This window comes from Pseudoalteromonas prydzensis (genome assembly GCF_001661495.1).
In the GTDB taxonomy this organism is placed as follows: Bacteria; Pseudomonadota; Gammaproteobacteria; order Enterobacterales; family Alteromonadaceae; genus Pseudoalteromonas; species Pseudoalteromonas prydzensis.
In genome coordinates this window covers 1-1,607 of sequence record NZ_BDDT01000031.1, presented here as the reverse complement: position 1 = coordinate 1,607, position 1,607 = coordinate 1, and the positions used below count along the sequence as shown (strand labels likewise).

At 51.6% G+C, this 1,607-nt stretch carries 1 rRNA gene; it reads left to right on the top strand.

What is annotated here, in order from left to right:
- Window positions 1-1,607 (top strand): 23S ribosomal RNA (locus A7968_RS22745); the annotation flags it as partial.

Below are 1,607 nucleotides of genomic sequence, written 5' to 3'. Positions count from 1 at the left end.
GTATCAGAAGTGCGAATGCTGACATGAGTAACGATAATGCGGGTGAAAAACCCGCACGCCGGAAGACCAAGGGTTCCTATCCCATGTTAATCAGGGTAGGGTAAGTCGACCCCTAAGGCGAGGCCGAAAGGCGTAGTCGATGGGAAACGGATTAATATTTCCGTACTTGGTATAATTGCGATGGGGGGACGGAGCAGGCTAAGCAAGCATGGCGTTGGTAGTCCATGTGAAAGTGAGTAGGCTAGCGACTTAGGTAAATCCGGGTTGCTGTTAGGCTGAGACACGAGACGAGTCACTAAGGTGATGAAGTTGCTGATGCCATACTTCCAGGAAAAGCCTCTAAGCTTCAGATTATACCGAATCGTACCCCAAACCGACACAGGTGGTCAGGTAGAGAATACTAAGGCGCTTGAGAGAACTCGGGTGAAGGAACTAGGCAAAATCGTACCGTAACTTCGGGAGAAGGTACGCTCCTATCTGTGATGAGACTTGCTCTCTAAGCGGACGGGAGCCGCAGTGACCAGGTGGCTGGGACTGTTTATTAAAAACACAGCACTGTGCAAAATCGCAAGATGACGTATACGGTGTGACACCTGCCCGGTGCCGGAAGGTTAATTGATGGGGTTAGTTTTCGGACGAAGCTCTTGATCGAAGCCCCGGTAAACGGCGGCCGTAACTATAACGGTCCTAAGGTAGCGAAATTCCTTGTCGGGTAAGTTCCGACCTGCACGAATGGTGTAACCATGGCCACGCTGTCTCCACCCGAGACTCAGTGAAATTGAAATCGCAGTGAAGATGCTGTGTACCCGCGGCTAGACGGAAAGACCCCGTGAACCTTTACTACAGCTTGGCACTGAACATTGAACCTACATGTGTAGGATAGGTGGGAGACTTAGAAGCAGAGACGCTAGTTTTTGTGGAGTCGTCCTTGAAATACCACCCTTGTAGTTTTGATGTTCTAACGTTGGCCCCTGAATCGGGGTTACGGACAGTGCCTGGTGGGTAGTTTGACTGGGGCGGTCTCCTCCCAAAGAGTAACGGAGGAGCACGAAGGTTGGCTAAGTACGGTCGGACATCGTACGGTTAGTGTAATGGTAGAAGCCAGCTTAACTGCGAGACAGACACGTCGAGCAGGTACGAAAGTAGGTCATAGTGATCCGGTGGTTCTGAATGGAAGGGCCATCGCTCAACGGATAAAAGGTACTCCGGGGATAACAGGCTGATACCGCCCAAGAGTTCATATCGACGGCGGTGTTTGGCACCTCGATGTCGGCTCATCACATCCTGGGGCTGAAGTCGGTCCCAAGGGTATGGCTGTTCGCCATTTAAAGTGGTACGCGAGCTGGGTTTAGAACGTCGTGAGACAGTTCGGTCCCTATCTGCCGTGGGCGTTTGAGAATTGAGAGGGGTTGCTCCTAGTACGAGAGGACCGGAGTGAACGAACCGCTGGTGTTCGGGTTGTCATGCCAATGGCATTGCCCGGTAGCTACGTTCGGAACTGATAAGCGCTGAAAGCATCTAAGCGCGAAGCAGGCCTCGAGATGAGTTCTCACTAGACTTTTAAAGTCTCTGAAGGGCCGTTGAAGACTACAACGTTGATAGGCAAG